The 7,813-nt window shown below is 67.0% G+C and carries 5 protein-coding genes; all 5 read left to right on the top strand.

What is annotated here, in order from left to right:
- Positions 1-16 precede the first annotated feature (16 nt).
- The 5 genes from ACFW6D_RS22185 to ACFW6D_RS22205 are packed head-to-tail and all read left to right on the top strand — an operon-like array spanning position 17 to position 7,635.
- Complete coding sequence (locus ACFW6D_RS22185; protein WP_379330935.1) at positions 17-1,732, top strand: acyclic terpene utilization AtuA family protein; 1,716 nt, start codon at positions 17-19, stop codon at positions 1,730-1,732.
- A complete protein-coding gene (locus ACFW6D_RS22190) occupies positions 1,729-2,880 on the top strand; it encodes an acyl-CoA dehydrogenase family protein (protein ID WP_379243766.1) in 1,152 nt (383 codons plus the stop codon). Before ACFW6D_RS22185 ends, ACFW6D_RS22190 begins: the two co-directional genes overlap by 4 nt.
- Positions 2,877-4,475, top strand: coding sequence for an acyl-CoA carboxylase subunit beta (locus ACFW6D_RS22195; protein ID WP_379330937.1), 1,599 nt, complete (start codon positions 2,877-2,879; stop codon positions 4,473-4,475). Before ACFW6D_RS22190 ends, ACFW6D_RS22195 begins: the two co-directional genes overlap by 4 nt.
- 8 nt (positions 4,476-4,483) lie before the next feature.
- Positions 4,484-6,478, top strand: coding sequence for an acetyl/propionyl/methylcrotonyl-CoA carboxylase subunit alpha (locus ACFW6D_RS22200; protein WP_379330939.1), 1,995 nt, complete (start codon positions 4,484-4,486; stop codon positions 6,476-6,478).
- Complete coding sequence (locus tag ACFW6D_RS22205; RefSeq protein ID WP_379330941.1) at positions 6,475-7,635, top strand: acyl-CoA dehydrogenase family protein; 1,161 nt, start codon at positions 6,475-6,477, stop codon at positions 7,633-7,635. The genes ACFW6D_RS22200 and ACFW6D_RS22205 overlap by 4 nt, the downstream gene beginning before the upstream one ends.
- The last annotated feature ends 178 nt before the right edge of the window (positions 7,636-7,813 follow it).

Raw genomic sequence — 7,813 nt, forward strand, 5'->3', positions numbered from 1 at the left:
TGCGATCCTGGGTGCCATGAGTGCTCTCTCCGCTGACCCGGATCTGATCCGGATCGGGAATTGTTCCGGGTTCTACGGTGACCGGCTCAGCGCCATGCGCGAGATGCTGGAGGGCGGTGAGCTCGACGTGCTGACCGGCGACTATCTCGCCGAACTCACCATGCTCATCCTCGGCCGCGACCGGATGAAGGACCCCAGCCTCGGGTACGCGAAGACGTTCGTGAAGCAGATCAAGGACTGTCTGGGGCTCGCGCTCGAGAAGAACGTCCAGATCGTCACCAATGCCGGCGGGCTGAATCCGGCGGGTCTGGCCGACGAGCTGCGCAAGGTCGCCGCCGAACTCGGCCTCGATGCCAAGATCGCCCACGTCGAAGGCGATGACCTGGTGGCGCGGGCCGCCGAGCTCGACCTCGGTCAGCCGCTCACCGCGAACGCCTACCTCGGTGCGTGGGGCATCGTCGAATGCCTGAACTCCGGCGCCGACATCGTCGTCACCGGCCGGGTCACCGACGCCTCGGTGATCGTCGGCCCGGCGGCGGCCCACTTCGGCTGGGGCCGAACCGATTACGACGAACTGGCCGGAGCTGTCGTCGCCGGGCACGTGATCGAGTGCAGCACCCAGGCCACCGGCGGCAACTTCGCCTTCTTCACCGAACTCGGCGACATCGGCCGCCCCGGCTTCCCGATCGCCGAGATCCGCCGCGACGGCTCCTGCGTCATCACCAAGCACGACGGCACCGGCGGCGCGGTCACGGTCGACACCGTCGAAGCCCAGCTCATGTACGAAATCCAGGGCGCGCGCTACGCCGGACCCGACGTCACCACCCGCCTGGACACCATCACGGTGACCCAGGAGGGCAAGGACCGCGTCCTGATCAGCGGCGTCACCGGCGAAGCGCCCCCGCCGCAGCTCAAGGTCTCGCTGAACACCCTCGGCGGCTTCCGCAACGAGATGTCGTTCATCCTCACCGGCCTCGACATCGAAGCCAAAGCCGCACTGGCGCAACGACAGCTGGAAGCGTGGTTGCCGGTCAAGCCCGCCGAACTCACCTGGACGCTGGCCCGCCTCGACCGCCCCGACGCCGACACCGAAGAGCAGGCCAGCGCGATGCTGCGCTGTGTGGTGCGCGATCCCGACCCGAACAAGGTCGGCCGTGGATTCTCCAGTGTCGCTGTGGAATTGGCCCTCGCGAGCTACCCGGGCGCCAGCTTCACCGCCCTGCCCGGCAACGGTTCGCCCTACGGTGTCTTCACCCCCGGCTTCGTCGACGCACGCGAGGTGCCGCACGTCGCCGTACTGGCCGATGGCACCCGCGTCGACATCGCCTCGGCCACGGAAACCGCTGTCCTCGAACCGGTTTCCGAGCCAGAGCTTCCCGAAACCCTTCCCCCTTCCGGGACCCGCCGAGTCCCGCTCGGCACGATCGCTCTCGCGCGCAGTGGCGACAAGGGCGGGGACGCCAATATCGGCGTCTGGGTGCGCACCGACCAGCAATGGCGGTGGTTGGTGCACACCCTCACGGTCGAAAAGTTGAAGGAACTCCTCCCCGAGACGGCCGAACTGACCGTCACCCGCCACGTGCTGCCCAACCTGCGCGCGGTCAACTTCATCATTTCCGGCCTGCTCGGCAAGGGCGTCGCCTACCAGGCACGTTTCGACCCGCAGGCCAAGGGGCTCGGCGAATGGCTGCGCTCCCGCCACATCGATATGCCGACGGAGCTGCTCGCATGACGTCTGTATGGGAAACGCCGGAACGAAAAGAACTGCGCGCCACCGTGCGTGGGTTCGTCGAGCGGGAGATCCTGCCCGATCTCGACGCCTGGGAGCGTGCGGGGGAGCTGCCGCGGGAGCTGCACAAGAAGGCAGGCAAGATCGGCCTGCTCGGTCTCGAGTACCCGGAGTCGGCCGGTGGCGAGGGCGGCAACGCGATCGATTCGGTGATCGCCGGCGAGGAGATCCACGTCGCCGGTGGTTCCGGTGGCCTGTGGGCTTCGCTGCTCACCTGTGGAATCGCCCTGCCGCACATGATCGCCTCGGGCAATCAGGCCCAGATCGACCAGTGGGCCAAGCCCACGCTGGCCGGTGACCTGATCGGTTCGCTGGCCATCACCGAGCCCGGCGGCGGTTCCGATGTCGGCCACCTCACCACCACCGCCGTGCGCGACGGTGAGGACTTCATCATCAACGGCGCCAAGACGTTCATCACCTCGGGCTGTCGCGCCGACTTCGTCGTCACCGCGGTTCGCACGGGTGGCCCTGGCGCAGCGGGTGTTTCGCTGATCCTGGTGCCGAAGGACACACCCGGCTTCACCGTCAGCCGCAAGCTGGAGAAGATGGGCTGGCTGGCCTCCGACACCGCCGAGCTGTCGTACGTGGATGTACGCGTGCCCGCCACGAACCTGGTCGGCGCCGAGAACAGCGGCTTCGCGCAGATCGCCGCCGCGTTCGTCAGCGAACGGGTCGGCCTTGCGGTGCAAGCGTATTCGCTGGCTCAGCGCGCCCTGGATCTCACCGTGCAGTGGTGTCGCGATCGCGAGACCTTCGGTCGTCCGCTGATCAGCCGCCAGAAGGTGCAGATGACGCTGACGGATATGGCTCAGCGCGTTGACATCTCGCGCACCTACACCCGCGCGCTGGTCGAACGCTATGTCGCGGGCGAGGAGAACCTCATCGCCCAGGTCTGCTTCGCCAAGAACAACGCCGTCGAGACCGCCGAATGGGTGGCCAACCAGGCCGTGCAGCTGCACGGCGGCATGGGCTACATGCGCGAGGCCGAGGTCGAGCGCATCTACCGCGACGTGCGCATCATCGGCATCGGCGGCGGCACCAACGAGATCCTGACCATGCTGGCGTCGAAAGTACTGGGGTACCAAGCATGACCACCTTCCGTTCCGTTCTCGACCCGGCCTCGCCCGAGTACGCGGCAGCGGCCGAGGCGATGCAGACCAAGCTCGCCGAGGTCGAAACCGAGTTCGCCAAGGCGATCGGCGGCGGTGGCCCCGACAAGGTGGCCCGGCACCACAAGCGCGGCAAGCTGACCGCGCGTGAGCGCATCGAACTGCTGCTCGACGAGGACTCACCGTTCCTCGAACTGTGCCCACTTGCCGCGTGGGGCAGCGACTTCCAGGTCGGCGCGTCGACGATCGCCGGTATCGGCCTCGTCGAAGGCGTCGAGTGTATGATCGTCGCGCCCGACCCGACCGTGCGCGGTGGCGCCTCGAACCCGTGGACGTTGCGCAAGCAGTTCCGGATCAACGAGATCATCAGGGACAACCGACTTCCGGTGATATCGCTGGTCGAATCCGCCGGTGCGGATCTGCCCACGCAGAAGGAAGTCTTCATCCCCGGTGGCGCGATGTTCCGCGACCTAACCCAAGCTTCTGCGGCCGGAATCCCCACTATCTCACTGGTGTTCGGCAACTCGACCGCCGGTGGCGCCTACATCCCCGGCATGTCTGATTACGTGGTGATGGTCAAGGAGGGCGCAAAAGTCTTCCTGGCAGGCCCGCCGCTGGTGAAGATGGCGACCGGTGAGGACTCCGACGACGAAACCCTCGGCGGCGCCGAAATGCACGCCCGCACTTCAGGTCTGGCCGACTACCTGGCCGCCGACGAACAGGACGCGATCCGCTTGGGCCGCAGCATCGTTCGCCGCCTGAACTGGAAGAAGCAGGGCCCCGAGCCGCGCGCCGAGGTCATCTCGCCGCTCTACGATCCCGAGGAACTGCTCGGCATCGTCCCCTCGGACCTCAAGATCCCGTTCGACCCGCGCGAGGTCATCGCCCGTGTCGTCGACGGCTCCGACTTCGACGAGTTCAAGCCCCTCTACGGCTCGAGCCTGGTCACCGGCTGGGCCGAGATCAACGGCTACCCGATCGGCATCCTCGCCAACGCGCGCGGCGTGCTGTTCTCCGAGGAATCGCAGAAGGCCACCCAGTTCATCCAGCTGGCCAACAAGAAGAACACCCCACTGTTGTTCCTGCACAACACGACTGGGTACATGGTCGGCAAGGAGTACGAGCACGGCGGCATCATCAAGCACGGCGCGATGATGATCAACGCGGTCGCCAACTCCAAGGTGCCGCACATCTCGCTGCTGGTCGGCGCCTCCTACGGCGCCGGGCACTACGGCATGTGCGGGCGCGCGTTCAACCCGCGCTTCCTGTTCGCCTGGCCCAGCGCGAAGTCCGCCGTCATGGGTGGCGCGCAGCTGGCCGGTGTCATCACGATCGTGCAGCGTGGCGCCGCCGAGTCCAAGGGCCTGCCCTTCGACGAGGAAGGCGCCGCCGGTCTCGCCGCGATGGTCGAGGCGCAGATCGAGGCCGAGGCCATGCCGATGTTCTTGTCGGGCAGGCTTTTCGACGACGGCATCATCGACCCCCGCGACACCCGCACCGTGCTGGGAATGGCTCTTTCCGCCATTCACACAGCCCCGATCAAGGGCGCCGATGGCTTCGGCGTCTTCCGAATGTGAGTCGCGACATGACGATTACGAATGTTCTTGTTGCCAACCGTGGTGAGATCGCACGCCGCGTGTTCGCCACTTGCCGTCGGATGGGTATCGGTACCACTGCGGTGTACTCCGATGCGGATGCCGCCTCGCCGCATGTGTCCGAGGCCGACGCCGCGATCCGGCTGCCCGGGAACACGCCTGCCGAGACCTACCTGCGTGGCGAGCTGATCATCGAAGCCGCGTTGTCGGCCGGTGCCGATGCGATCCACCCCGGCTACGGATTCCTTTCCGAGAACGCCGAATTCGCGCGTGCGGTGCTGGATGCCGGTCTGGTGTGGATCGGTCCGCCGGTCGCGGCGATCGAGCAGATGGGCTCCAAGGTCGAGTCCAAGAAGATGATGGACGCCGCCGGCGTGCCCGTCCTCGCCGAGCTCGACCCGGCCGAGGTCACCGACGCACACCTGCCCGTGCTGATCAAGGCCTCCGCCGGTGGTGGCGGTCGCGGTATGCGCGTCGTGCGCGACCTGGCCGAACTGCAGGATCAGATCGCCGGTGCGCAACGCGAGGCCGAGTCGGCCTTCGGCGATCCGACAGTGTTCTGCGAGCGCTACCTCGAGACCGGGCGTCACATCGAAGTTCAGGTCATGTCGGACAGTTTCGGCAAGACCTGGGCCGTCGGTGAGCGTGAGTGCTCGATCCAGCGTCGGCATCAGAAGGTTGTCGAGGAAGCTCCGTCGCCGCTGGTCGAGAAGATCGACGGCATGCGTGATCGGCTGTTCGAGGCGGCGCGTCTGGCCGCCGAGGCGATCGGCTACGAGGGTGCAGGTACCGTCGAGTTCCTGGCCGACGAGAAGGGCGACTTCTTCTTCCTGGAGATGAATACCCGGCTGCAGGTGGAACATCCGGTCACCGAGCAGACCACCGGCCTCGACCTGGTCCGCCTGCAGTTGCAGGTGGCCTCGGGTCTGCCGCTGCCCGCGACCCAGCCCGCCCAGCGCGGTAACTCCATCGAGGTCCGCCTCTACGCCGAGGACCCCTCGCACGACTGGCAGCCACAGAGTGGTCCGGTGCACAAGATCGAGATCCCGTTCACCGCTGGTGAATTCACGGTGCTCGAGCAGCCCGGCGTTCGCCTGGACACCGGTGTCGTCGACGGGTCGCTGGTCGGTGTGCACTACGACCCGATGCTGGCCAAGGTGATCTCCTACGCCGAAACCCGCGCGGAGGCAGCGCATCTGCTCGCCACCGCGTTGCAGCGCGCCAAGATCCACGGCCTGGTCACCAACCGTGATCTGCTCGTGCGGGTGCTGCGCCACCCGGCGTTCCTGGCCGGTGACACCGACACGGCCTTCTTCGCCACACACGACCTGGCTGTGCTGAGCGCGTCGCTGGTTTCTGAGGCCGACGAGGCACTGTCGATTGTGGCTGCGGCACTGGCTGATTCGGCGGCTAACCGCACCAGCTCACGACTGGCCGGCCTGGCCCCCAGCGGCTGGCGCAACCTGCCCTCGCAGCCGCAGACCAAGTCCTACGAGAGCCGCACCTCCGGCACGCACGAGGTCCGCTACCGCTTCACCCGCACCGGGATCGCGGTCGAGGGCCACGACGGCCTCGAGCTGATCTCGGTCGCGCCCGACCGCGTCGTCCTCGGCGTCCCGGGCGAACGTGGCACTGTGCGTAGGCAATTCGAGATCGCCCGCTACGGCGACCTCGTCGCGATCGACTCCCCGCTCGGCCCGGTATCCGTGCGCAGACTGCCGCGCTTCACTGACCCGTCCGAGCAGATCGCGGCCGGTTCACTGCTCGCGCCGATGCCCGGCAGCGTGATCCGCCTCGGTGCCGCCGAAGGCGATCACGTGAAGCAGGGCCAGCCCATCCTGTGGCTCGAGGCGATGAAGATGGAACACACCATCGCCGCGCCCGCCACCGGCATCCTCAGCGCATTGAACGTGACCGTCGGCCAGCAGGTCGAGGTCGGAGCCATCCTCGCCGTCGTCGAGGAAGAAGAGCAGGAGCAGGCATGAGCTTCATCGAAACCGAAGAGCAGAAGGCGCTGCGCGCGGCGGTCGCCTCGCTGGCCGCCAAATACAACTACCGCGACTACGTGCGGCCCAAGGTGCAGAAGCACGAGCCGCTCACCGAGCTGTGGGCCGAGGCGGGCAAGCTCGGCTTCATCGGCGTGAACCTGCCCGAGGAGTACGGCGGCGGTGGCGCGGGCATCTACGAGCTCTCGCTGGTGCTCGAGGAGCTCGCCACCCAGGGCGCGGGCCTGCTGCTGATGGTCGTGTCCCCGGCCATCTGCGGCACCATCATCGCCAAGTACGGCACCGACGACCAGAAGCAGACCTGGCTGCCGGGTCTGGCCGACGGCACCAAGATCATGGCGTTCGGCATCACCGAACCCGACGCGGGCTCCAACTCGCACAACATCACCACCACCGCCCGCCGCGACGGCAGCGACTGGATCCTCAACGGCCGCAAGATCTTCATCTCCGGCGTCGACCAGGCCGACGCGGTGCTGATCGTCTCGCGCACCGAGGATCACAAGACGGGCAAGCTCAAGCCCGCGCTGTTCATCGTCCCGACCGACGCCCCCGGCTTCAACAAGACGGTCCAGGATATGGACTTCTCGGAGCCGGACCGCCAGTTCACGCTGTTCCTCGACGATGTCCGCCTGCCCGCCGACGCCCTCGTCGGCGCCGAGGACGCGGCCCTGGCCCAGTTGTTCGCCGGCCTGAACCCCGAGCGCATCATGGGCTCGGCGATGGGCATCGGCCTTGGCCGCTACGCCATCGATCGCGCGGTGGAATACGCCAAGGAGCGCCAGGTCTGGAAGACCGTTATCGGTGCGCACCAGGGTATTTCGCATCCTCTCGCCCAGGTGAAGATCGAGCTCGAGCTCGCCCGGCTGATGATGCAGAAGGCCGCGGTGCTCTACGACGCGGGCGATGAGTTCGGTGCCGCCGAGGCCGCCAACATGGCCAAGTACGCCGGTGCCGAGGCCTCGATCAAGGCACTGGATCAGTCGATCCAGACCCACGGTGGTTCGGGGCTGACCGGCGAGGTCGGTTTGGCCGGGATGCTGGGTGCCGCGCGCATCATGCGTGTTGCGCCGGTTAGTCGGGAGATGATTTTGAACTTTGTGGCTCAGCATTCTTTGGGGCTGCCTAAGTCTTACTGAGTTCGCGCGGGTGGCTGCGGCGAGGAGGTGGGCGTGACCAGGTGTTCGGTAGTCCCAGATGGTTGGGGGCTGTGCTTATTGGAGCGCTGGCGCGCTCGAGCGCGGCCCCCTGGGGGCCGCGAGTTAGCCGCCGTTACTAGAGGCTGCGCCTCGACGCAACGGCGGCTAACTCGCGACC

This window comes from Nocardia sp. NPDC058705, assembly GCF_042749305.1.
Taxonomy (GTDB): Bacteria; Actinomycetota; Actinomycetes; order Mycobacteriales; family Mycobacteriaceae; genus Nocardia.